This window comes from Gluconobacter sp. ESL1110 (assembly GCF_058107395.1).
Genome location: NZ_JBYLUK010000011.1, coordinates 324,144 through 347,944 on the forward strand (window position 1 = coordinate 324,144; position 23,801 = coordinate 347,944).

At 57.8% G+C, this 23,801-nt stretch carries 25 protein-coding genes; 15 read left to right on the top strand and 10 right to left on the bottom strand.

What is annotated here, in order from left to right; genetic code table 11:
* Position 1: 1 nt before the first annotated feature.
* Both AC3B6F_RS14715 and AC3B6F_RS14720 read right to left on the bottom strand, forming a co-directional pair.
* Positions 2-391: an MAPEG family protein gene (locus AC3B6F_RS14715; RefSeq protein WP_489824915.1), complete on the bottom strand. Its 390-nt coding sequence runs from the start codon at positions 389-391 to the stop codon at positions 2-4.
* A 31-nt stretch (positions 392-422) separates the two neighbouring features.
* Positions 423-1,256 carry an EcsC family protein gene (locus tag AC3B6F_RS14720; protein WP_062024467.1) on the bottom strand — a complete coding sequence of 278 codons (834 nt, stop codon included), beginning with the start codon at positions 1,254-1,256 and terminating at the stop codon, positions 423-425.
* Between the two features lie 117 nt (positions 1,257-1,373).
* On the opposite strand from AC3B6F_RS14720, the gene AC3B6F_RS14725 reads away from it, so the two are divergent.
* Complete coding sequence (locus AC3B6F_RS14725) at positions 1,374-1,892, top strand: hypothetical protein (RefSeq protein WP_010501020.1); 519 nt, start codon at positions 1,374-1,376, stop codon at positions 1,890-1,892.
* A 2-nt stretch (positions 1,893-1,894) separates the two neighbouring features.
* Here the strand turns inward: AC3B6F_RS14725 and AC3B6F_RS14730 are convergent, their stop codons facing one another.
* The gene (locus AC3B6F_RS14730) at positions 1,895-2,314 is read right to left on the bottom strand and encodes an EVE domain-containing protein (protein WP_489824916.1); all 420 of its coding nucleotides are present in this window, start codon (positions 2,312-2,314) and stop codon (positions 1,895-1,897) included.
* Between the two features lie 149 nt (positions 2,315-2,463).
* On the opposite strand from AC3B6F_RS14730, the gene ccmC reads away from it, so the two are divergent.
* The 12 genes from ccmC (at position 2,464) to AC3B6F_RS14790 (ending at position 14,748) form a co-directional block, all read left to right on the top strand.
* On the top strand, positions 2,464-3,225 hold the full coding sequence (gene ccmC / locus AC3B6F_RS14735; RefSeq protein WP_007282604.1) for a heme ABC transporter permease CcmC: 762 nt from the start codon (positions 2,464-2,466) through the stop codon (positions 3,223-3,225).
* Entirely contained in the window at positions 3,222-3,389 is a 168-nt protein-coding gene (locus AC3B6F_RS14740) for a hypothetical protein (protein ID WP_007282605.1), read from the top strand. Before ccmC ends, AC3B6F_RS14740 begins: the two co-directional genes overlap by 4 nt.
* Complete coding sequence (gene ccmE, locus AC3B6F_RS14745) at positions 3,386-3,889, top strand: cytochrome c maturation protein CcmE (RefSeq protein WP_489824917.1); 504 nt, start codon at positions 3,386-3,388, stop codon at positions 3,887-3,889. The genes AC3B6F_RS14740 and ccmE overlap by 4 nt, the downstream gene beginning before the upstream one ends.
* 8 nt (positions 3,890-3,897) lie before the next feature.
* Positions 3,898-5,877: a heme lyase CcmF/NrfE family subunit gene (locus AC3B6F_RS14750; protein WP_062017561.1), complete on the top strand. Its 1,980-nt coding sequence runs from the start codon at positions 3,898-3,900 to the stop codon at positions 5,875-5,877.
* Positions 5,878-5,889: 12 nt separating this feature from the next.
* Entirely contained in the window at positions 5,890-6,444 is a 555-nt protein-coding gene (locus AC3B6F_RS14755) for a DsbE family thiol:disulfide interchange protein (protein ID WP_010501005.1), read from the top strand.
* The gene (locus tag AC3B6F_RS14760; protein WP_034881054.1) at positions 6,444-6,902 is read left to right on the top strand and encodes a cytochrome c-type biogenesis protein; all 459 of its coding nucleotides are present in this window, start codon (positions 6,444-6,446) and stop codon (positions 6,900-6,902) included. Before AC3B6F_RS14755 ends, AC3B6F_RS14760 begins: the two co-directional genes overlap by 1 nt.
* A gap of 3 nt (positions 6,903-6,905) precedes the next feature.
* Complete coding sequence (gene ccmI / locus AC3B6F_RS14765) at positions 6,906-7,646, top strand: c-type cytochrome biogenesis protein CcmI (RefSeq protein WP_061932638.1); 741 nt, start codon at positions 6,906-6,908, stop codon at positions 7,644-7,646.
* Positions 7,643-7,927: a hypothetical protein gene (locus AC3B6F_RS14770; protein ID WP_489824918.1), complete on the top strand. Its 285-nt coding sequence runs from the start codon at positions 7,643-7,645 to the stop codon at positions 7,925-7,927. The genes ccmI and AC3B6F_RS14770 overlap by 4 nt, the downstream gene beginning before the upstream one ends.
* Positions 7,928-8,086: 159 nt before the next feature.
* Positions 8,087-9,490, top strand: coding sequence for a class II fumarate hydratase (locus AC3B6F_RS14775; protein ID WP_489824919.1), 1,404 nt, complete (start codon positions 8,087-8,089; stop codon positions 9,488-9,490).
* A 115-nt stretch (positions 9,491-9,605) separates the two neighbouring features.
* Positions 9,606-11,111 (top strand): S10 family peptidase, encoded by a 1,506-nt coding sequence (locus AC3B6F_RS14780; RefSeq protein ID WP_489824920.1) that lies wholly within the window; start codon positions 9,606-9,608, stop codon positions 11,109-11,111.
* A 168-nt stretch (positions 11,112-11,279) separates the two neighbouring features.
* Entirely contained in the window at positions 11,280-13,478 is a 2,199-nt protein-coding gene (locus AC3B6F_RS14785) for a histidine kinase dimerization/phosphoacceptor domain -containing protein (protein WP_489824921.1), read from the top strand.
* A gap of 277 nt (positions 13,479-13,755) precedes the next feature.
* Entirely contained in the window at positions 13,756-14,748 is a 993-nt protein-coding gene (locus tag AC3B6F_RS14790; RefSeq protein ID WP_489824922.1) for a GGDEF domain-containing protein, read from the top strand.
* A gap of 34 nt (positions 14,749-14,782) precedes the next feature.
* On the opposite strand, the gene purF is transcribed toward AC3B6F_RS14790, so the two are convergent.
* The 5 genes from purF to AC3B6F_RS14815 form a co-directional block, all read right to left on the bottom strand.
* Positions 14,783-16,222, bottom strand: coding sequence for an amidophosphoribosyltransferase (gene purF, locus AC3B6F_RS14795; protein WP_010500995.1), 1,440 nt, complete (start codon positions 16,220-16,222; stop codon positions 14,783-14,785).
* A gap of 25 nt (positions 16,223-16,247) precedes the next feature.
* Entirely contained in the window at positions 16,248-16,811 is a 564-nt protein-coding gene (locus AC3B6F_RS14800; RefSeq protein WP_426065780.1) for a CvpA family protein, read from the bottom strand.
* Between the two features lie 16 nt (positions 16,812-16,827).
* Positions 16,828-17,178 (bottom strand): hypothetical protein, encoded by a 351-nt coding sequence (locus AC3B6F_RS14805; RefSeq protein WP_231875930.1) that lies wholly within the window; start codon positions 17,176-17,178, stop codon positions 16,828-16,830.
* Between the two features lie 18 nt (positions 17,179-17,196).
* Positions 17,197-19,050 carry a phosphomethylpyrimidine synthase ThiC gene (thiC, locus tag AC3B6F_RS14810; protein WP_489824923.1) on the bottom strand — a complete coding sequence of 618 codons (1,854 nt, stop codon included), beginning with the start codon at positions 19,048-19,050 and terminating at the stop codon, positions 17,197-17,199.
* Positions 19,051-19,285: 235 nt separating this feature from the next.
* On the bottom strand, positions 19,286-20,503 hold the full coding sequence (locus AC3B6F_RS14815) for a PQQ-dependent sugar dehydrogenase (RefSeq protein ID WP_489824924.1): 1,218 nt from the start codon (positions 20,501-20,503) through the stop codon (positions 19,286-19,288).
* Between the two features lie 60 nt (positions 20,504-20,563).
* Between AC3B6F_RS14815 and AC3B6F_RS14820 the strand changes: the two genes are divergently transcribed.
* Both AC3B6F_RS14820 and AC3B6F_RS14825 read left to right on the top strand, forming a co-directional pair.
* Positions 20,564-21,091 carry a DUF1543 domain-containing protein gene (locus AC3B6F_RS14820; RefSeq protein WP_489824925.1) on the top strand — a complete coding sequence of 176 codons (528 nt, stop codon included), beginning with the start codon at positions 20,564-20,566 and terminating at the stop codon, positions 21,089-21,091.
* 24 nt (positions 21,092-21,115) lie between these two features.
* Positions 21,116-21,463 (top strand): gamma-glutamylcyclotransferase family protein, encoded by a 348-nt coding sequence (locus AC3B6F_RS14825; RefSeq protein ID WP_489824926.1) that lies wholly within the window; start codon positions 21,116-21,118, stop codon positions 21,461-21,463.
* A gap of 66 nt (positions 21,464-21,529) precedes the next feature.
* Here AC3B6F_RS14825 and hemA read toward each other — a convergent pair whose 3' ends face one another.
* Both hemA and AC3B6F_RS14835 read right to left on the bottom strand, forming a co-directional pair.
* Complete coding sequence (hemA, locus tag AC3B6F_RS14830; protein WP_010500986.1) at positions 21,530-22,741, bottom strand: 5-aminolevulinate synthase; 1,212 nt, start codon at positions 22,739-22,741, stop codon at positions 21,530-21,532.
* Positions 22,738-23,691, bottom strand: coding sequence for a LysR family transcriptional regulator (locus AC3B6F_RS14835; protein WP_489824927.1), 954 nt, complete (start codon positions 23,689-23,691; stop codon positions 22,738-22,740). The genes hemA and AC3B6F_RS14835 overlap by 4 nt, the downstream gene beginning before the upstream one ends.
* Positions 23,692-23,801: the final 110 nt, after the last annotated feature.

The following is a 23,801-nucleotide window of genomic DNA, read 5'->3' on the forward strand; positions in this document are numbered from 1 at the left end:
CTTAAATCAGACCCAGAAGAACCAGGAACAATCCGACCATTGATCCACCCCAGATGAGACTGCGCACGGCTCCCCAGCCAAACGCATAGGCTGGGACGTAGAGCAGACGCCCGAAGAAATAGAGCCCTGCACCCCAGACAACCAGAGCGCCATCCTTTCCGGCAACATGGGCCAGAAGAACTGCCCCAATGAAAATCGGGAGTGTTTCCTGAAGGTTGGCCTGCGCGCGGCGCATCCGGGCAGCGAGGCCGGTATAATGTGGTGTCTCACCATCCCGGTTTCCGGTGGCCCACTGAACGCCGTCCTGACGCCGACAGGCGGCCGAGGTGAGAAACAGGTGCGCAACGGCCAGAACGAGCGTCCAGCCCAGCCAGACAAGACTCATCGACATACTGTTTCTCCGGTTTCAGCCTCCTGCAAACTCAGGAGAAGGACTCAGACGTTGCTCCGGATCGCAGATCCATGGCTGCTTCATGAACGGCTCGACCATGCGTCCGTTCCAGGCGACGGATCGTAAAATGTGCCCGGGCAAGCGCACGGTAATGGGCAAGGAACGCCGAATTGAGCGACGCACCACAGAGCGCACCGGCAACCGGCACCATCTGAAGGGCAAACTTCCGCGACAGGCCGATGCCATAATGAGACGCCACTTCGGAAATCAGCATCACGACCGGGCGTCCTCGTAACAGAGCGCGGGCCGAGAAGAATCCGAGTTCGCCATCCTCGTCTTCCTGACGGGCCGGAAAGGTCTTGAGCGCGAAGACTTCCAGACAGGCCCGGCGCGTCTCTTCATCACGCAGGTCCTCGCCCTCCTCGCGGGCAATGCGGCCAATCTCACGCATGATGGTCAACGTCGTGAACCCGACATCCGGGGCCAGCCCGAACACTCCGCCGAAACCACCGACAGCGCCCGAGATGGCTACAGCCGCCTGTCCGGCATTCTCCCGCCACATATCGCGCTTGAGCGGAACGTCGTTTTTAATCCCGACGATCGCAACATTGAACGCCTGTTCAATGGCGACTTCCGCGGTCTTCTGCATTTTTTCCTGAAGACCCGGTGCAAGACCAAGTCCCTTCATCCCGAGTCGCGCAGCCTGTCCGACAGCACCACCCATCAGATCAGCCAGACGGACGAGGACGCCGCGCCCCTGCTCGACGCGTGCCAGCACGGACTGAAGCTGGGCCAGGGACTCCCCGTCCAGCGCCAGTGATGCAAATTCGCTGGTCGGAAGCTGCGAGCCATTCTCTACGGTCATGACGATCAAAACTCCTGTTCGTAAGACCCGAAACCGTTTACCCGATAGCAGGTTTCATATCGCATCACGAAAGCCCCCTGCTTGACGGGTGCCACGGCCGGGTGTGGAGAAGGACATATGATGAAAACATTTTCCCGCTGGATCCTGTCTGCCCCACTGGCGGTCAGTCTCCTCGCGACAGTCGCCACGCCGGCGCTGTCCGCTCCACATCATGCCCATCGTAGCCACAGTACGGCCGATCTGCCACAGATCCCCCCCTCGACGGCCCATCAGTTGAATAATCAGCCTGACAAGGTTCTGACGCCCGCACAGCAGGTTGCCCTTCCGGACGGCGGTGCACCGCCCCCGCCCCATGGCTACACGACAGTCGAGGACTCGGAAGAGAGACTCGCGAATTACAGCGGGGAAGTGAGAACTCATCTGCCGGTCGGGATGCCGGGCACCAATGCTGAACAGAAAACCAACGGCGCAAACAATTTGCCGTCCCATTTCAGCATTTTCGGGATGCCGGTGAAGTTCAATGCTCCCGTTACAGCCCCTTATCATAGCGAAGACCTGCCGCTGACCTATGCCGGACATCCGTCCAACGGGCAGACGAATATTCTGGTCAACGGCGACGCCTCAGATATTCACTGAGGTCAGCGCCCTTTTACCCAGTCTCCGATTTTCGTCAGGTAGCGGAACTCCGGTTCCGTGACCGGCGCAACGGAGAGGCGGGGCTGCTTCAGCAACGCCATGTTCTCCAATTCAGGATCAGCCTTGATCTGCGCGAGCGTAATGGGCTTTGCAAAAGCGCCATTTGCTTTCACATCCACGCAGACCCAGCGCGGATCCTCCGCCGTCGTGTCCGGATACGCTTCCTTCACGACTTCTACGACACCGACAATCTGCTTTTCACTCACGGAATGGTAGAAAAGCGCCAGATCACCGATCTTCATGGCGGCCAGATTGTTGCGGGCCTGATAGTTGCGAACGCCTGTCCAGGGTTCCACCCCGTTGTGAACCTGTTCGCTCCATGAAAAGGCTTCGGGTTCGGATTTTATCAGCCAGTACGCCACGTCATTCTCCTGCGAAAAGTTCCCCTTTCGCGCTCATTTCCGTGAAACGTGATAACAGTCATAGGAACAATGGGACAATGCACCTCTTCCGATTGTGAGGGGTTCGGACTATTTCATGTAGAAATATTTCGCGGAGTTTGAGAGTTCCCGTGCGCCCTACGCCTAATCTGCTCCATCGTTATGCCAATCCGGGGCAGTTCCTGCGTCTGGCCCGTGCGCTTCAGCCATGGCTGTCCACCGGCGCGATCATCTTCCTGACGGTCGGGATCGTGTGGGGTCTGTTCTTCGCCCCTGCGGACTGGCAACAGGGCGAGACGGTCCGGATCATGTATGTGCATGTTCCCATGGCCTGGCTAGCCTCGTCCTGCTACCTCGGCCTGGCCATCTGCGGCCTGCTGTCGCTGGTCTGGCGCCATCCCCTGGCCGATCTGGCCGCTATCGAGATTGGCCCGGTCGGAGCCTGCGCTGCTGCACTGTGTCTCATTACCGGCTCCCTCTGGGGTCAGCCGATGTGGGGCACATGGTGGGTCTGGGATGCCCGCCTGACCTCCGTTCTGGTGCTGTTTTTCCTGTATCTGGGCCATATCGCCCTGATCCGCGCTTTCGATGAGCCTGCCCGTGGACAACGTGCCGCTGCCATTCTGGCGCTCGCCGGGGCGATTGACCTGCCCATCATCAAATTCAGCGTGCAATGGTGGAATACCCTGCACCAGCCGGACAGCATCACGCTGACAGGGGCTCCCACCATGTCCATGACGATGCTCTGGCCCCTCCTCATCACGACCATCGGCTTCACGCTTGGTGTTGCCGCAGTCATTTTCGCCCGGCTGAGTGCCGCAATCCACGAGAGCCGGACCCGCCAGCTTATGGCCCGGTCCCGGCTCAACCGTTCGGACAGGTCCGCAGCATGATGCACCTTCCCAATCACTGGCCCTATATTGCCGCCGCTTATGGTCTGACCATTGGCTGTTCGCTGGTTCTCGGCATCGGAGCGGCCCTGCGTCTGCGTCGTGCCAAAACCCGGCTGGCCGCTGTCGAAAGCCAGCTCCGCCACCGTGAAAGCTCCGCATCATGACCCGCAAGACACGCCGTCTCTGGATTGTCATCGCCTGCCTCGCCTGCATCAGTTCTGCTGCGGCTCTTACGCTGCGGGCATTCTCATCCAACATCGTGTTCTTCATGGCCCCTTCGCAGGTCAAAGCGAACCCACCATCTCCGGACCGGACCATCCGTCTGGGCGGCATGGTGATGGCAGGCTCCCTGCATCGCATTACGGAAAATGGGGCTCCGGTGAACTCCTTTAACGTCACCGATGGCCAGGCTGCCGTGGAAGTGCATTACACGGGCATTCTTCCGGACCTGTTCCGCGAAGGTCAGAGCGTCGTTGCTCTTGGAACCGTCCAGAAAGACGGTGGCTTCACAGCCAGCGAAGTTCTCGCCAAGCATGATGAAACCTACATGCCCAAGGAAGTGGCCGAAGAACTGAAACGCACGGGCAAATGGGACCCGCGCTTCGGCAAGGCTCCTGACGCTGCCAGTTGGGACACCATGACCGCCAAGAAAGCCGGAGGCTGAACACCATAATGTTCGGACCAGAACAGGGCCATTTCGCCCTGGCCCTCGCCTGTGTTCTCGCACTCATCCAGTTTGTTGTTCCCCTTTGGGGCGCTCACAAGCGCAATGCCCGCCTCGTGGCGCTGGCTCCGTTTCTGGCGGTGTCACAGCTTCTCGCTCTGGCGATCTCATTCTTCAGCCTGATCATGTGCGCCGTGCATGATGACTTCTCGGTTCAGAACGTCGCCGCAAACTCCGCTGCGTCCAAGCCATTGCTTTATAAAATCACGGGCGTCTGGGGAAATCACGAAGGGTCAGTTCTGCTCTGGACCCTGATCCTCGGCGTCTGCGGCGCGGCCGTCGCCGCATTCGGGCGAAATCTTCCGGATATCCTGCGTGGGCGCGTTCTTGCGGTCCTCGGCGGTGTTTCAGCCGGTTTCCAGCTTTTCTGCCTTCTGACGTCCAATCCGTTCGACCGCGTTTTTCCGGCTCCAATGGATGGTCAGGGCATGAACCCCCTGCTTCAGGACCCCGGCCTCGCATTCCATCCCCCCATTCTCTACACCGGCTATGTCGGCTTTGCCGTCCCATTCGCATTTGCCGTCGCAGCTCTTCTTGAAGGGCGTGTCGATGCCGCATGGGGTCGCTGGGTGCGCCCATGGGCCGTCGCAGCCTGGTGCTTCCTGACCTGCGGTATCGCGCTGGGCTCCTGGTGGTCTTATTATGTGCTGGGCTGGGGCGGTTACTGGTTCTGGGATCCGGTTGAAAACGCGTCTCTTATCCCATGGCTAACGGGCACCGCACTCGTGCACTCCGCCATCGTGGTGGAGAAGCGCGAGGGTCTGAAGATCTGGACCGTTCTGCTGGCGATTGCGACGTTCTCGTTCTCGCTCTCCGGCACCTTCCTCGTCCGTTCAGGCATCCTGAACTCCGTTCATGCCTTCGCGAATGATCCGGCCCGTGGTGTGTTCATTCTCGGCCTTCTGGCGTTGGTTATCGGCGGCTCGCTGGCCCTGTTCGCCTGGCGTGCACCGTCCCTGACATCAGGCGGCCTGTTCTCACCCGTGTCCCGTGAAGGCTCGCTGGTGCTGAACAACATTCTGCTGTGTTCCATCTGCGCCGTTGTTGTGACGGGCACGATGTACCCGCCCTTCATGCAGCTTCTGGCAGGCCGTACCATTTCTGTCGGCAAGCCGTTTTTTGATGCCGCCACCATCCCCCTGACGATCCCGCTCCTTCTGGCCATGGGCGTCGGCACGGCTCTGCCCTGGAAGCGCGCCCAACTGGCGCGCACGTTCTCGCACCTGTTCGTGGCGGCCATTATTGCTGCTGTCGGACTCGTGCTGTGTTTCTGGAAATTCTCTGGTGCACTCCCGATCGCCTGTGGTGCATTGGCCATCTGGGTCATGGCAGCGTCCGTCACGGATATCCTGCGCCGCGTCGGACTAGGTCATTCCAGCATGGGCGAGATGCTCGCCCGCGCCCGGAACCTCCCGCGCTCCAGTTGGGGTGCGGCTCTGGCTCATATTGGTGCGGGCATTACCGTTCTGGGTCTGTGCGGCATGTCCGGTGCCCAGCATGCGATTGTGGAAATCCATGTTGGTGAGACCCGGAGCCTTGCGGGAGATGACTGGACGCTTCTAAACGTGCACGATTATGCAGGCCCGAATTATCGCGCCATGCAGGCCGATATCGCCATCCGTCACAACGGCAAGCTGATTACGACGCTGCATCCGGAAAAACGCGATTTTACCACGCAGAACCAGACCACAACGGAAGTCGCCATTCATACGAACTTCATTACGGACCTCTATGGTGTGGTGGGCGACCGACACGGAACGGGCGCGGATGCGACCTATGTGCTACGTCTGCACCGTAACCCGCTGGCTCCATGGATGTGGCTTGGCGGGCTGGTCATGGCGATTGGTGGGGCCTTCTCCCTATCAGACCGTCGCCTGCGGGTCGGCGCTCCGAAAAGGGCGGCCACACGGAACATGGCCCAGGCCTGAGGAGAGACACGCATGAACTCAACACGACGGGGCTTGTTGACGGCCCTTCCGATTGTGGGTGCCGGCGTTCTGGGTGTCGGCTTCTGGAAAATGCTTCAAGGTATGGAAAGTGGCGGCTTTGACCCTCGGGCTGTGAAAAACCCGAATGTCGGACGCCCCATTCCGCAGTTTGCCATGCCGGGTCTTCCTGGTCTGGGAGACGGCTTTACGGACAAGGAACTTAGGGCGGAGACACGCCCGGTTCTGGTCAATTTCTTTGCGTCCTGGTGCATTCCGTGTGTTCAGGAAATGCCCGGCCTCCGCTCCATTTCACGGAACATGCCCATCTGGGGCATCGCTTATGAAGACAAGCCAGAAAATGCGAGTGCCTTCGTTCAGCGCGACGGAACGCCTTATGCCCGCGTTGCCTCGGACCGGCATGGCCGCGTTGCCATCGACTGGGGTGTGACAGGCGTTCCAGAGAGTTTTCTCGTCGCGCCGGGGGGCCGAATCCTCTGGCATGGAAGCGCCGCGCTCGATCCGCAGATTTATGAAGCGGAAATCCGCCCGCGACTGGCAGGCCTGTGATGAAACGTCTTTCTGCGCTGCTTCTGGCCACAACACTTGTTGGGGGTGGCATTGCCTTTGCCGTCGATGATCCGGCGGAAATGCTTCCCAATCCCGTACAGGAAAAGCGGGCCGAAGCGATTGGCGCTCATCTCCGTTGTCTTGTCTGCCAGAACGAAAGCATTGAAGACAGCAGCGCGCCTTTGGCTCGTGATCTTCGGAAAGTGGTGCGAGAGCAGGTCGCGTCCGGCAAGTCGGATCAGCAGATTATGGACTGGATGACGGAGCGCTACGGCGAGTTCATCCGGCTGGCCCCTCAGTTTTCATGGTCAACCGCCCTGCTCTGGCTGATGCCGGCACTGGCGCTGGTGGCCGGTCTTGTTATTGCGTGGCGTGCGACGAGACGCCGCATCGTCACGCCTGCGCCGCTCACGGATGAAGAGCGCGCGCGTCTGGATGCCCTGTCGGGCCGGGAGTAAGTCTTGTTCTGGTTGGGAATCCTGATTGTTGCAGGCGTTGCCCTGTTACCGGCCCTCTATGGCCTGCGCCGTCTCCGCCGTCGGGTGGATGCGCGTGACTCTGCCCTCACACTCTATCGTGGTCAGCTTGCGGAACTCGACCGGGACCGGGACCTTGGTCTCGTCAGTGGCGATGAATATGGCGCCGCGCGGATTGAAATCCAGCGCAGACTGCTCGCCGCCGATGAGTCATCTGCCGCCCCGGACCTGAATGAGGGAGCCTCCCGCTCCAAGCGGTTCCTGCCCGTACTGGCTGTTGGTTTCGGCATACCACTCGCTGCATTCTGCCTTTATATCGTGAACGGCCATCCTTCCCTGCCCCCGCAGCCTCTGAGTGCGCGGCAGGTCAAGCCGGATGCGAAGGCCATGGCAATGATCCAGAAGCTTCAGGCGCAGGTTTCCACGATTCCGAAGGATAATCCGACCTACGAGACCGGTCATGTCCTGCTCGGTCAGATCGAGGCACGCGCTGGTCTGACTTCTGAAGCGATTGCCGACTGGAAGGTCGCGCTGGATACTCATTTCACGCCAGAGCTTGCAATCCAGCTCGCAGAACTCCAGACCCAGAAGGACGGACACATTTCTGCGAACAGCCTTGATCTGTATCGCCGTGCCCTGGCGGCGGCCCCGGCTGATGCGCAATGGCGCATGGCTGTGGAAGCACGGATCGCCGTGGGTGAACATGAGGAGAATAACGGCCAATGATGGAACCAGCGTCCAGCGCCGTCACAATCTGCCCGGTCTGCCGGGAAAAGATCCGCTCGACTGCGGAGCGTTGCCCGAACTGCGGGGCCGAGCGGCATTTCGGCCCACGCCTGATTGAGTCTGGCATCTGCGCCTTTGCGGGCATGGTGATTCTGGCAGCCATTTCCAGACTGCTGATCCCCATGTCTTTGTGGACGATCATTTTTGCCGTCGCAGGCCTCTGCGCGGGGTTCCTGTTTTCGCACAACCGCTTCGGCGGTGATCGCTGGCTGGGCCAATAAGAACCTGACCTGCGCGTTTCAGGCGAGCAGGTCATGACTTTTCATACGCACCATCCCTGAACATTCCCGGTTCGATCCAAACCGGTTTTCCCGTTTCTTCTCTTGAGGTAGGGTCCGCGCAGGCATGAACCCCCGTCCTGCAGGAAAGCGCCAGACCGCATGAGCCGTATTGAAACCGATGGCATGGGCCAGATCGAGGTTGCTGATGATGTTCTTTGGGGCGCTCAGACGCAGCGCTCCCTGAAATATTTCAGCATCGGACGCGAGCTGATGCCGCGCGAAATGATCGAAGCCTATGCGATCATGAAGCGGGCCTGCGCCACAGCCAATGCGGCCAGTGGACGACTTTCGCAGGATCGGGCGGCCCTGATCCACACGGTCTGTGATGAAATCATGAGCGGCCAGCATGACCGCATGTTCCCGCTCCATGTGTGGATGACGGGCTCTGGCACGCAGTTCAACATGAACGTCAATGAAGTCATTGCGAACCGAGCCAGCCAGCTGACGGGAAATGCACTTGGCAGCAAAACACCGCTGCATCCGAACGATCATGTGAACATGGCGCAGTCCACCAACTGCAACTTCCCGACCGCCATGCATGTCGCGGCGGCGCTGGGCGTTGAGCGCCGCCTGATTCCGGCTTTGACCAAACTGCGGGATGCCATCGCTGCCAAAGCTGAAGAATGGAAGGATCTGGTCAAGGTTGGCCGGACCCATCTTCAGGATGCCGTTCCCATCACACTGGGTCAGGAATGGCACGGTTACGCCGGGATGCTGACAGACAATATTGCGCGGCTTGAGGCTGCCCGGGATGGTCTTTTCCCGCTCGCTCTGGGCGGCACGGCATTGGGCACCGGCGTCAATACCGATCCCGGATTCGATACCCGCGCCTGCACCGAGATCGCACGCCTCACTGGTCTTGGCTTTACGGCTGGCGAGAACAAATTCGCCTTGCAGGGTGCGCATGATGCGTTGGTGCATCTGTCTGGCTGTCTGCGGACAACCGCTGGCAGCCTGTTCAAGATCGCCAATGACATCCGCCTGCTCGCCTGTGGGCCACGCGCGGGCTTTGGTGAACTGCTCTTGCCTGAAAATGAGCCAGGCTCTTCCATCATGCCGGGCAAGATCAACCCGACGCAGGCGGAAGCACTCTCCATGTTGGCGCTTCAGGTGATGAGCAATGATGTTGCCGTTGGCCTTGGCGGGGCGTCCGGCATGATCGACATGAATGTGTACAAGCCATTGATGATCCACAACATCATGCAGGGCATTACACTTCTCCATGATGGCTCCGAGAACTTCCGTCAGCATCTTGTGGAGGGCACCCGAGCCAATGAAGCCCGCATCAAGCAGGCCCTGGATCAATCCCTTGTTCTGGTGACAGCCCTGTCCCCCGCCATCGGTTATGACAAAGCCGCGCAGGTGGCGCATCATGCGATGGAGAAGGATCTCAGTCCGAAGGACGCCGCACTGGAACTCGGGTTCATGACGGCGGAAGACTATGATCGTGTTGCTGATCCGCGCCTGATGCTATCTCCCAACATCAAACCAACCCGCTCCTGACCTGCTGATCTGATCCTGCATGACGAAAACTTCATGCAGGATCGGTAGCCGTAACGAAACGGGACTGGTAGCGACAGTCTGATCCTGTAATCCTTCTTTCGGAGATGACAGACAGATGATGTCCCGTCGTGCGCTGCTGCTCGCCCTGTCCCTTCTTTCCCCCGTATCCGCCCTGCCTGCCATGGCAGACGATGCCGCCAAGACGCCCACGCCCAAAACGGACGCAGCCAAGACCACGGATAACTTTACCGGTGAAGCCGCCCTGCTCCCGACTGATTCCGTGACGAAACACCATCTGAATGGCATCGCCTACACAGCCCATGCTGGCACACTGACGCTGCGCGGCCCGGACGGAAAACCCACCGCCCGCATGTTCTATGTGGCTTACACCAAAGACGGTGCGACGGATGCCAAGCGCCCGGTCTCCTACTTCTTCAACGGTGGCCCTGGTGCTGCAACGGCCTATCTGAATCTGGGCGCTGCGGGACCGGTTGCCCTGACGATGCCCACCAAGGACGCAACGGACGGCACCCATGCGACGCTGGGCGATAATCCGGATAGCTGGCTTCCGTTCACGGACATGGTGTTCTTTGACGCCGTCGGCACGGGCTATTCCCGCCCGCTCGACACGGCGAAGGCTGGCGACCAGTTCTATGGCGTGAAGCAGGATGCCAGCACGTTTGCGAAGGCGATCCAGCTCTGGACCGCCAAGAACAGCCGTCAGGCCTCCCCTCATTATCTGGTGGGTGAAAGCTATGGCGGTATCCGGTCCATTCAGGTCGCCAATGCCCTTCAGATGGAACAGGGTATTCTGCTGAATGGTGTGGTCATGCTGTCTCCAGCGATCGAAATGCCTTTGCTGGATACAGACGAAAACCCGCTGTCCGCTGCCCTCATGATCCCCAGCCTTATTGCGGCGCATGAAAGCCCGAATGTCACACCGCAGTCTGCGGATGCGGCTTACGAATGGGCCATGGGTACTTATCTGAGCAAGGTCGCGGGCAAGCTGCCAAGTGGTGATGAGGGCAAGGCGTTCTACGCGGAAATATCCCGCCGCACCGGTCTGCCGGAAGACGTCGTGACCCGCCAGCATGGTGTTCCGGCGATCGGCTCGCATGACGTCATGTCCCGCGATGGCAAGCTGCATGGTCTTTACGACTACACCCAGACGATTGCCGACCCCTCCGCTGATGGGCTGGACGAGAGCCCCGATCCGACGCTGTTCGGCTTTGGCCGCGCTTACGGTAATGCGTTCTCGGGTTATGCAGCCAATGATCTTGGGTTCCAGACGCCGCTGACCTACGATCTGCTGTCCTTCAAGGTGAACAGCAGTTGGAAGTGGAGTGAAGGCGGTCCTGCACCGGTTCATCAGATTCCGGTTCTGAACCGTCTTCTGGCGCTCGATCCGGGGCTGCGGGTGTTCGTCGCCAACGGTTATTATGACCTCGCCTGCCCGTTCGGAACGGCCCGTTGGATGAAGGATCATCTGACGGTGGGTGCAGATCGCGTGTCCCTGCATCTCTATCAGGGCGGACACATGCTCTACACGCGCCCGGCAAGCCGTCATGCACTGTCTCTGGATGTTGCATCCTGGATGCAGCAGGACGCTCTTCAACACTGAGTTAAATTGACAAGCGGCAGGGGAAAACCCTAAGGTTCACGATATATTCCTTCCAGTTTTCTCAGCCTGGAAGCAGGATCGTGACATGTCTTTTCTTCTGCCGATCCTCATGGGTGGGCTGCCCGTCAGGGCGATTGTTGCATCACCGCTGAGAGGACTGTTCAGACTTTGACTTCGTCTTCAAAAACTTCTCAGTTGGGGCAGCCTCTCTCGGAAGCATTGCTAACGGCCTGCGACCGTGAACCGATTCATCGTCCGGACGCCATCCAGTCTTATGGACTTCTCCTGATTGCAGATGCCAGTACCCTGACTGTTCTGGGAGGGGCAGGCGATCTTGAAGGACGTCTGTCGGCAGAGTGGCTGGGCCGCTCTTTGCCAGAACTCCTGGGTTTGCCGCCTGAAGGCTTTCAGGATTTCACACCCGCATCCTTCAGCGATGCCCGGATTTCAGGACTGCAGGGGGAGACATTCAGTCTTCTGATCCATCCTACGGATGGAAAACTTCTGGTAGAGCTTGAACCCATTCAGGAAGCCCGCCTCCTGACATGGGAAATCTTTGGCCGTATTGATGCCACTGCCGACCGCTTCGAGCGGTGTCCGGATGTTGCGGAAGTCTGCCGCCAGGGCGCCAAGGTCTTTAGAAAACTGACCGGCTTTGACCGGGTCATGGTCTATCGTTTTCAGGAAGATGGTTCCGGATGTGTCGTCGGGGAGCATCGCAACGAGATTTTCCCATCGCTACTGAACCATCACTTTCCAGCAAGTGATATTCCCCGTCAGGCGCGGGCGCTCTATCTGCGCAACCGTATCCGCGTCATCCCGAATGTCCATTACGAGGCAGCCGTCATCCGACCTGCTGAAGCCGGTCTTTCAGGGATTGATCTGAGCGATGTGCAGCTTCGGAGCATTTCGCCCGTTCACCTGCAATACATGGCCAATATGGGCGTGGCAGCGTCAGCCTCCATCTCGCTTGTTGTAGATGGCGTGCTGTGGGGCATGATCACCTGTCACAACGCAACGCCCCGGATCCTTTCCGAAGACATTCGGGCCGCCTGCCGCACACTGGCTGGCGTCATGTCCCGGCAGTTACGCAACAAGGAAGAACTGGTCACCTACCAGGAACGCCTGCGCCTCCGGAACGCGACGGAATTTGCCACCTCACATTTTGATGCCGCTGCATCCGTTGAGACCAATCTGCGCCACTTTGCATCCGAGCTTCGAAGTCTGTTCCCCTGCGATGGCTTTGCGGTCATTGGAACGCAGGATGTAACAGCATGTGGAGTGACACCCGCCAAGGCTGACCTGCTCGCCATCCGCGACTGGCTCAGACTGGGCAGCAATGGAGGGATTTTCTGCAGTTCTTCCTTGGGCAAAGACTATCCTCCGGCAGAAAACTGGCCAACTCTTTCGGCTGGCATTATCGCCATTGCTCTGCCTTTCCGCTCTCCCCTGACGTTAATCTGGAGCCGCGTGGAAATTGTTCAGGTCATTGAGTGGGCAGGGAATCCTCATAAAGGCACACCAGACCAGGACGGCATTCTGCACCCTCGCAAGTCCTTTGACTCATGGCAGCAGACTGTCTGTGGCCAGTCCCAACGCTGGAATACCGAACAAAAACAGGCGGCACGCCGTCTGCGCAGGATCCTGATTGCCGATTACCAGACCCATCAGCTTCGTGAACTGAACGCCACGTTGACCGCAACGGTGCAAGAGCGGGAAAGCCTCTTACAACAGAAGGATTTCCTGATCCGCGAGGTCAACCACCGCGTACAGAATTCGCTTCAGATGGTCGCATCCTTTCTGAAGCTACAGGCCCGTACCTCGACGAACGAGGAAACCACCCAGGCTCTGTCTGAAGCCCAGCACCGGATTGCCGCCATCGGCTTGGTTCACAGGCGTCTGTATCGGGGCGATCATGTCGGTGTGGTTGATCTAAGCCGCTATCTTGAAGAACTGATACAGGAACTCTGCTCCTCCCTAGGCGCAGCATGGGAAAGGCATCTGCGCATTTTTCTTGTTCCTGTCACACTGTCGGCTGATCGCGCGATCAATGTTGGCCTTGTGCTGACGGAACTGGTCATTAACGCCAGCAAATATGCTTATCGTGGCGACGCAGGCCCGCTGCACATCACCCTTTCGGAAACAGGCGATCGGCTGATCCTGACAGTGTCCGATCAGGGGTGTCACGACATTGATATGAATGGAAACGGCTTTGGTACGCGTATGATGAAAGCCGTTGTCAGCAGCCTGTCCGGCACTCTGACCTACACGCTTCTTCATCCGGGCCTGGAAGCTGTCATGTCCGTACCACTTGATACACATTCAACCGGGAGTCATAGCGAAACCCCGGACGAACTGTATTCGTGAGACGCAACATCCCATGAACAGGAAGATCAACGATGCGGATTAATGGAATTGCGCTCTTCCTGTCATGAGGCCGGACCCAACCACGCTGCTCGCATACAGCACGGTTCTTTTCCTTATCTTTGGCCTTTATTTCACTGCGGCTGAACTGGCCCATGGCAAAACCAGAAAAGCATTCTGGTATTCCAGCCCTTTTCTGGCAGCGTCAGTTTCAGGATTTTTCTTTACCAGTCCCTTTCTCATCCCCGGCCTGTGGGGCCTCCGTATTGGCGCAGTTTTCATGACATTAGCGTATGGTCTCGGCTGGCAGGCCATACGCACCATGCTGGGTCGTCGGACGTGCCTGAAAGCAGTCTTGATTGTTTGTCTCGTGTCTTTGGCCATTTCCGCCAGCGCTGCATCAAGCGGAACCCGACACGTTGTCAGTTCAATTGTCCGCATGCTTTTCATCACAGGGTTTCATTTTCAGGCAGCCCGGGATCTTCTTTGCTCTACGGAAAAGCAGACATCAGCCGAACGGCTCTTATGCAGAATCATTGCCTTTTACACGCTCGTTTACGGCGCACTTACCCTTTCAACACCTTTTCTTCCCGAGCCCCTCGGTAGCCAGCCTTCAACGGTCTGGGCCATTATCCTGTATAATTTTCTGGTCATCATTGAGGGTATTGTCATCGCTCTGGCAATGATTGCCATTCCCAGGGAACGATTAGCCGCAGAGCACCATCTTCTGACACTTCAGGACCCACTGACACACGCAGGCAACCGCCGGGCCATGGACGTGTGGATGGAGCAGAACACAGACTCTTCTCATCCCTGTGTGCTGTTTCTCATGGACATTGACCATTTCAAAGCCATTAACGACCACCATGGCCATGCGGCAGGGGATCAGGTCATTATTGCAGCCGTCAGGGCCAGTCAGAAGGTTTTACCCCAGGAGGCCAAGTTTTTCCGTATTGGCGGAGAGGAGTTCGCTGCTCTCTTTCCCTTCACCAGCATCTCCCATGCCTTGGAGCTTGCTCACCACCTGAAGAAAACTTTCACACAGGATGTCAAAAACATTGGAGAGAGGGGTATTGAAGCCACGCTGAGTATTGGCGCAGATATTCGATATTCGTCAAAAACGCTTTGGTCAGATGTCTGGCAGAAAGCAGATGCCGCACTCTACGCTGCGAAGGGGACTGGCCGAGATGCCGTTGTTCTGAGAGCGAACGATACAATCACGTCACCGCCCTTTGCAGTGGAAACAAAAAAAGCGTCGCCCCATAACAGGTAGACGCTTTTTTTAATGTACCCGGAGGCAGGCTTGGTCAGGAGACCAGATTGCCTTCCTTGTCCACCAACTGAATGGGGTAATCGCCTGTAAAGCAGGCATCGCAATAACGCCCTGCCCCTTCAGCACGGCTTTCATGCCCCAACGCACGGTACAACCCGTCAAAACTGATGAAAGCGAGGCTGTCGACACCGATGGCGGCCGCCATTTCTTCCATTGTGTGAGTTGCCGCCATCAGCTTGCTCTCTTCCGGTGTATCAATCCCGTAGAAGCAGGCATGACGTGTCGGCGGGGACGTAATGCGCATATGCACTTCGGTCGCCCCTGCCGCACGGACCATATCCACGATCTTGCGGGACGTGGTGCCACGAACGATCGAATCATCCACCAGAATAACGCGACGACCAGCCAGAACAGGGCGATTGGCGGAGTGCTTCATCTTCACCCCGAGATTACGGATCTGATCCGTCGGCTCGATGAAGGTTCGACCTACATAATGATTGCGGATAATGCCCAGTTCGAATGGAATACCGCTCTCAGCCGCATATCCAATCGCGGAAGGCACCCCGGAGTCCGGCACCGGAACCACAACATCTGCTTCAACCGCAGTCTCACGCGCTAGCTCTGCCCCGATGCGCTTACGCGCCTCGTAAACAGGCTGTCCCTCAAGCACGGAATCCGGACGAGCAAAGTAGATGTATTCGAAGACGCAGAAGCGCCCACCCTGATCCCCGAAAGGCCTTAGGGACCGCAGCCCATCAGAATTGATGACCACGATTTCACCCGGCTCGATGTCGCGGACGTAATCTGCTCCAATAATATCGAGGGCACAGGTCTCACTGGACAGAACCCAGCCGCCATTCCCGCCCTCATGACCAGGAATACGCCCCAGGACCAGCGGACGCACACCCAACGGGTCACGCATACCAATCAGGCCATCATCCGGCGTCAGCGTGATGAGGGAGTAAGCCCCCTTCACCTGCTTGACGGCATCGATGAAGCGATCGAGCACGGTGGAATAGAGGGAAATGGCGATCAGATGGATGAAGACTTCCGTATCCGTCAGGGAATGGAAGATACAACCCCGCTTGACCAGTGCCTGCTTCAGCGTAGCGGAATTGGTCAGGTTGCCGTTATGGGCAACTGCCAGACCGCCGAATTCATAGTCCGCATAGAGCGGCTGCACGTTCCGCACATGCGTTCCGCCTGTTGTCGCATAGCGGTTGTGCCCGATAGCGACGCTACCCGGAAGGGTCGCCATAACACGGCTGTCACCAAACACATCCCCAACAAGACCAAGGCCTTTATGCTGATGAAACCGTTCGCCATCGAAACTGACGATACCGGCAGCTTCCTGCCCACGGTGCTGAAGAGCATGGAGGCCGAGAGCCGTTAGGGCAGACGCATCAGGAACGCCCCAGACGCCGAAAACGCCACATTCCTCGTAAGGACGGTTAAGAGTATCGGAGGCAGTCATGCAGTTCGGCCTTTCCGGACTGGGTTCACAACGACGCGTCATGGCCGCTTGCGGGCGGAGATGCAAGATGTGGTTGCAAGGAATGTGGCAGATAACCTGCCAGCCGTGCGGCTCCGGCCACAATATAAGGCCCGGAAACGCTTCCCTGCATCAGGTAAGAGGTCCATGAGCCAAAAAAAGACCCTGCCAGTAGATAAAGTGCAATCAGCATCACATATCCGCGCAGAATGCCGAAAATAGCGCCCAGTATGCGGTCTACGCCCCCAAAAAGAGTGCCCCTCACCGCAGCACCTACCCGACCTGCCACTGTCGTCAGCAGGAGAAGAATGACAATAAACAGAACAGCCGCGCTTACGCTTTCGGCCAGCCAGCTTTCATGCAGGTAGGGGGAAATCCATGGTACCAGAGCAGCATGGAAACGATAGGTCAGAACAACAGCAGACGCCCATGCCACCAGCCCTGAGAGTTCCGTGGTGAAACCACGCGTTAGCCCCCAGAGAGCCGACAGGCCGATGATAACCAGAACACCGATGTCCAGCCGGCTCAGATCATCTGGAGAAACATGAGACAGGTCTGGGAACGCAGGCATCACTCAAAACAGTTTATCAGGGCAGTTTGGTAGAACGGTACTGACCGCCTTTGCGCGGACGGATGCCTTTAGCACGAAGTTCATCTGCAAGGCGGATTCTTTCTCCGATTTCTGCCCAGACCTGCTCACTGTTCAGGCCCCGCGCCTTCCAGATCTTTTCCAACACGAGAAGGAAGGATGCGCTTTCACGAACAAAACCGTGACGATCGTTGATCATGACATGCATGACGCAGTTGGCCGTTGAAGTTCCGAGCCGGTTTGCAAGTTTCGTGACCTTGCGGGTCTTTCGGAACGGGACGAGGTCTTCCTTGAACGGCATCGCAACATGATGAGGGGGATGGCCCGCAGACGCAAGGCCATCCCCCAAATCATTTCGGCTATCGGGTTATTCCGAGACCGTTTCTACTTCCTTTTCGGGAACATAAAGCTTGGCGCCATGCTCCTGAAACACTTCGCTCATCTGCGCCATGCCGTCCTGACGTTCCGCTTCGCGGCGAATATCATGACTGATCTTCATGGAGCAGAACTTCGGACCGCACATGGAACAGAAATGTGCGGTCTTATGCGCTTCCTTGGGTAAGGTCTCATCATGGAAACTCCGTGCCGTGTCCGGATCAAGCGCCAGATTAAACTGGTCTTCCCACCGGAACTCGAACCGTGCCCGTGACAACGCATCGTCCCGCAACTGTGCTGCGGGATGCCCTTTCGCCAGATCGGCAGCGTGCGCCGCAATACGGTACGTAATCACGCCCGTTTTGACATCAGAACGGTCTGGGAGGCCCAGATGCTCCTTTGGTGTGACGTAACAGAGCATCGCTGTGCCGAACCAGCCGATCATCGCCGCACCAATACCGGACGTGATGTGATCGTAGCCCGGCGCAATATCGGTCGTTAGCGGGCCAAGCGTATAGAACGGCGCTTCCCCACATTCCCGAAGCTGCTTGGTCATATTGACCTTGATCTTGTGCATCGGCACATGACCTGGCCCTTCGATCATGACCTGACAGCCTTTGTTCCAAGCGATCTTCGTCAGTTCACCCAGCGTTTCCAGCTCGGCAAACTGTGCAGCATCATTGGCGTCGGCGATTGATCCCGGACGCAGACCATCCCCCAATGAGAAGGTGATGTCATAGCGGCGCATGATGTCGCAGATGTCTTCGAAGTGCTCGTACAGGAAGCTCTCACGATGATGGGCCAGACACCAGGACGCCATGATGGAGCCACCACGCGAGACAATGCCCGTCGTACGCTTTGCTGTTAGCGGAATATGCTGAAGGCGGACACCGGCATGGATCGTGAAGTAATCGACGCCCTGTTCAGCCTGCTCGATCAGCGTATCCCGGAAGATTTCCCAGGTCAGCTTCTCGGGAACGCCATTCACCTTCTCCAGCGCCTGATAAAGCGGTACCGTCCCGATCGGGACCGGGGAGTTCCGCATGATCCAGTCACGGATGTTATGAATATTCCGCCCCGTGGACAGATCCATCACCGTGTCCGCACCCCAGCGGATGGACCAGACCAGCTTCTCGACTTCCTCCGCAGCAGAGGACGTCACCGCCGAATTTCCGATATTGGCATTCACTTTCACAAGGAAATTTCGGCCAATAATGACTGGTTCAAGTTCCGGGTGATTGATGTTCGCCGGAATCACGGCCCGTCCGCGTGCGACTTCTTCCCGTACAAATTCCGGCGTGATGAACGCCGGGATTTCCGCACCGAAATCCTCGCCATCCGCCCGGCGCTCTTCAGCCCCGGCCACCATTTCGGCACGGCAGACGTTTTCGCGGTGGGCAATGTAGATCATCTCTTCTGTGACGATCCCGGCCCGTGCGTATTCATACTGTGTGACGTACTGAGCACCATCGCCGGAATAGACGTCATGAGGCGCCGGACACGCTGGAACAGCTTGGGTCTCGCTGGCAAAGCCATTATCTTCCGGCTTGACGGCCCGAGCCTCGACGTTTTGGAAGCCACGCTTTGCCAGCCATGCCGCACGCGGCGTCGAAAGACCCTTCTCCACATCGATGCTGACGGACGTATCCGTATATGGGCCCGATGTATCATAGACGCGTACAGGTTCTTCATTCGCAGACGGATGCAGCGCGATCTCGCGATATGGCACCAGAATGTCCGGACGCCCCGGCGCCTCGGACCACTTCTTACACGAGCCCTGGATCGGACCTGTCGTCACGTGGCCGACAGCCGGCCCTTTGTTCAGATTATTTGGAATATCACCCATGGTCGCCCCCTTTTTCGCAGCGGGGGCAACAGCATGGCGTACCGGCAGCGCCGGTTGTGCTGTGTGTCATCACCATTCCCTCCGCCGGTTCTAACCGGATCAGGTTTCCCGAACGCAGGATGCGCCCGGCAGGGTCGTCACACCGCAGACTTCTCAGTCCTTCAGTGACCTCTCAGCTTCTTGTGGCGAAGCTCCCCCTGGTGAGGGCAACACTCATCGCATTGGTGTCATGCTGTCAATGCGTTTCCCCGTGAGGATCACTTTTCGCGATCCGCAGAAGTGTGCCGTTGTGATCTTCAGACACCAGCAGACTGCCATCTGCCATTTCCGCTACGGATACGGGAGCCTCCACAGGGGAGAGTGACGTACGTCCCTCCCAGCCCCAGACCAGCGGTTCGGGCACACCTACAGGCTCCCCACTTGGGCTGATTTTCAGGGTCATGATCCGATGACCGGTCTTCCGATACCCATGATATGGCAGCACAAGTTGCCCTTGCAGGTCTGAAAGCGCGTCGCCCTGATAAGCCAGCAACCCAAGTGGAGCGGCATGAGCCGGAAGCAGCAAGGCAGGCTTTTCCATGCCTGCACAGGCATAATGCGGGTATTCCGGGCTGGGCTGATTGTCATCAAAGCAATAGGGCCAGCCATAATTCGCCCCCGGACGGATCACGTCATAGGTGTCGTGAGGCAATGCCGTATCAGACAAGGTAGGATCGGCTTTGTTGATGGCGTCCCGTGCGTTAACAGCCGCAACCAGCGTTCCATTCGGCAGCACTGCCAGGCCCATGCTATTGCGTAGACCCGTCGCGACCAGTTTTGTGTCTTTCCAGACGACTGGATTTGGTCCCGGACGAACGCTCATAATACTTGCACGCGGCGGATTTTGTGCTGTTTCAGGGCAGGCTTTCTGCGCGTCAGGCGCATCGCCGTCCGGCGTTTCACAATGATCGGTTGCCGATCCGATATTGATGTAAAGCTGCCCGTCTGGCGCAAAGGCCAGCGCTGTCAGAGGATGCCTCCCCGTTTCAGGGAGGCCTGTGACAACATTCCGCATTTGGGGCTTCGCCCCGGACAGGTCCACACGAACAACCTTTCCTGCAATGCCCATATAGAGGGCACCATCCGTCCCAGAGACCAACGCGCTAGGCTCATCGAGCCCTGACAGCAGAACCTCCGGAGGGGCATGGCCGTCCTGCTTTAGTCGCAGCAACCTGCCTTGGCCTTTTCGCCAACCGCCCATATCCAGAACGAACACATCATGGCCGATAGCTGCCACCCCGCGCGCAAACCCCAGATGACTGGCCACCAGCCCCACACAAAGACCGGGCCGCGTCTTCAGAAAGACCTTCGGAAAGCCATCACAACTGTCCTGCGTCTGATACTCCCGCGCAGACGCAGTTCCCAAAGGAACGAGGATAGCAAGAAGGGCGGCAACTCTAAGCACGGACACCATGGGAAAGATCCTTTTCAAAGCTCTGACCGACTGACTTCATCTCTACGGCACAAAGCTGATATGACGTTTTGGAACCAAGGAGATGCTCTTTTGAAGCTGTATGTGTTCTATCTGGGCGGAAGCGCCCCCGGTGCGAATATCGAAGTCCATGACGTTCAGTTCGCCATCGCTGAAAAACTGGAAGATGCATACCCATCCCTTGGTGAACGCTGGTTCGGCATCCGGAACTCCCTGCATGTCGACGCTTATGGTGAAGTGTCCTGGGCGGACGGCTATGCCGTAACACTCAGCGCAACCAAGCCCACCTCAGACAAAACCCTCTATTTCATCAATATGGGCGGTTATGCGCCGGGTGAACTGAAGGAAGAACACGCCTTCACCTTTCTGGTTGCCAGTTCCGAAGCGGAAGCAAAGGCCAAAGCCAATACCTGTCTTCTGGTTGGATACGACCATCAGCATCGGGACAATTTCATGGAAGTCGATGACTGCCTTCCTCTGGAACAGATCGATGGTCTCTACATCACCCTGACCCCACAGGTAGACGGCCAGCCCGTCACGGCCCTCTGGCAGGGCTACAAACGCATCTGATCCCTGATGACTGGAAACTTTCTCATGACCGAACCCGCCTCAGTCCTCCTGTTCTCTTACGGCACACTCCAGCAGGAAGATGTCCAGCTTTCTTCATTCGGCCGCTTATTGGACGGAGAAGAGGACGCCATGACTGGCCACACGACTGCCATGGTGGAAATCACGGACCCTGACGTCCTGCGTGCAAGTAGAAAGCGCTTCCACCCTGTGGTGATTCCCAGCAAGAACCCATCGGATGAGGTTGCGGGGAAAGTCTTCCGCATTACGGAAGCAGAACTGCGGGCCGCGGATGCCTATGAAGTGTCAGACTACAAACGGGTCGAAGTCACATTGCGCTCTGGCCGGACAGCCTGGGTTTACGTTCAGGCCTGACCCCATGCACAAAAAAAAAGGCAGCCCGATGTGGCTGCCTTTTTTCTTTTAGGTTGAATCGCCCGCTTACGCAGCGACAGAGCGTTTAAGCTGACGCTCACGCCACAGCGTGGAGACGGCTTCAACCAGCTCATCAATCGCTTCATTGGTATGAAGCGGCGTCGGCGTCAGACGCAGACGCTCCGTTCCGCGCGGTACGGTCGGGAAGTTGATCGGCTGGATGTAGTGACCAAACCGGTTCAGCAACTCGTCTGACAGGTCACGACAAAGTTCGGCCTCGCCCACCATAATCGGCACGATATGGCTCGGATTACCAACATGCGGGATGCCAGCCTTGTCGAGCGCCGCACGCAGATAGGCCACGGCGCGCTGCTGCCCCTCACGCTCGGCACTGCTGCGCTTGAGATACCGCACACTCGCCAGCGCACCAGCCGCAATCATTGGCGGCAGAGCCGTGGAGAAAATGAAGCCTGAGCCGAAGGAACGCACAAAATCGCAGAGTGGCGCGGAGGCAGCAATATAGCCACCCACAACGCCATACCCCTTGCCAAGCGTCCCTTCGATGACCGTCAGACGATGGGACAGGCCCAGCTTTTCAGCCACGCCCGCACCGTGATCGCCATACATGCCCACGGCATGGACCTCATCGAGATAGGTCATGGCGCCATACTTATCGGCCAGATCACAGAAGGCCTCGATCGGAGCAATGTCGCCATCCATGGAATAGACGGACTCGAACGCGATGATCTTCGGAACATCCGCCGGGAGCTCCTTCAGACGACGCTCCAGATCTTCAACATCGTTGTGACGAAAAATCTGCTTTTCAGCACGGGAATGGCGGATGCCTTCAATCATGGAGGCGTGATTCAGTTCGTCCGACAGAACCACACAGTTCCGCAAACGCCCTGCAATCGTTCCCAGCGTAACCCAGTTGGAGAGGTAGCCCGAGTTGAAGAGCAGCGCACTTTCCTTGCCGTGCAGGGACGCCAGCTCTTTTTCCAGTTCCACATGATAGTGGTTTGTGCCGGAAATGTTGCGCGTTCCGCCTGCGCCTGCGCCCGTCTCATCAAGGGCATCATGCATCGCTTTGAGAACTTCCGGGTGCTGTCCCATGCCGAGATAATCGTTGGAACACCACACTGTGACGTCACGACCGAGCCCATGATGGTAGGCTTTCGGAAAATTGCCGGACCGGCGCTCGAGTTCCGCAAAGTAACGGTAGCTGCCATCAGCACGCAGACCGTCCAAAGCGGACTGGAACATCGCATCATAATTCATCGCGTTTTCTCCTGCGCGGCACTGTAATCCTGTGACATCTTTCCGCCAAGTGCCCGCTCCAGATAGGCCAGCAGAACACGCAGTCTGGCTGGCATCTGCAGGCGTGTCGCACCACACCCAACGACCATGAACCAGACCGACAGGATATTCCCCTGCCATCCTGGCAAAACCTCGACCAGCCGACCTGCCTCAAGGTCTTTCCGCAACATGAAATCTGGCAAAAGCGCCAGTCCTGTGCCGTTTCTCAGTGCCGGAAGCAGCATATCACCATTATTGACAGTCATTCTGCCGCGCAGTCGAACGGATGCCTGTTTCCCATCATGATGAGTCAGTCTCAACAGATCCGGCAGGTCGGTATTCGCGTACAGCAGACCAGATTTGCCAGAGAGATCTTCCGGAGTCTCCAGAGGGCCAAGACTCGCTTTCAGGTCGAGTGAACACACGAACCTCACCATGGATCGACACAGGAGATGCGCCCCACCGCTGGACGCGGGCGGCAATTCACCCGGCGTAATTCGAACTGCTGCTTCAAACCGTCCGCCGAGCAGATCTACGGTCCGGTCATCCAGATCAATTTCCATCGAAATATCCGGATATTTTTCCAGAAAGGCAGGCAGAACCGGCCCCAGAATATCCAGCCCGAACCCCATTGGAACTGCCAGCCGGATTGTTCCACGCGGGCTGACTGATCCTTCCCGCAGTTCGGCCTCCAGCCACTCCCCATCCGAAAGCATTCGCCTTGCCCGCTCCAGACAGGCGACACCTGCTGCCGTCAGGGAGAGATGGCGTGCGCTCCGTTGAAAGAGCGTTGTTTTCAGACGATGCTCCAGCCGGGCAATGACTTTGGAGACTGTTGGGGCCGATAGTCCCAGTGATCGTGCGGCGGACGCAAACGAACCGCTTTCCGCAACTCGCGCAAAAACAGCCCAGCCTTCAAGATCAGGCAGCATCAGAAGCCTTTTTATGACGTTTCTGGAAACTTTACATTTCCATCAGTTCCATTTTCTTTACCTTGTCCGAGCCCCATGTTGGAAGTCAGAATAAACCAACAGGAGCACAT